The 323-nt window shown below is 68.4% G+C and carries 1 protein-coding gene; it reads left to right on the forward strand.

The genetic code is table 11. The annotated features are described in order from the left end of the window. Positions 1–323, forward strand: a 323-nt coding sequence (locus EXE42_RS17450) for an ABC transporter substrate-binding protein (protein WP_241988447.1), incomplete at both ends; no start/stop codon positions are given.

Below are 323 nucleotides of genomic sequence, written 5' to 3' on the forward strand. Positions count from 1 at the left end.
ACAAGCAGGGCGGCATCATCGCCGGCCTCGCGGACGAGTGGGAGCGCACCGAGGACGGCGACGTCCGCTTCATGCTGCGCGACGGCCTCACGTTCCACAACGGCGACGAGGTCACGCCGCAGGACGTCCGGTACAGCATCCGGCGGATCGTGTTCGAGGACGTCGGCATCGCCAGCCCGCAGTCGAACGACCTCGGGCCGGTCACCGAGGTCGCGACCGGCGACGGGCAGGTGACCGTCTCCTTCGACGGCTACAACCCGATCGCCTTCCAGCTGTTCGCGACGAACGGCCCGATCGTCCAGCAGTCGTGGATCGAGGAGAAC

Origin of the sequence: Halorubrum sp. SP3 (genome assembly GCF_005435195.1) — an archaeon.
Classification (GTDB): Archaea; Halobacteriota; Halobacteria; order Halobacteriales; family Haloferacaceae; genus Halorubrum; species Halorubrum sodomense.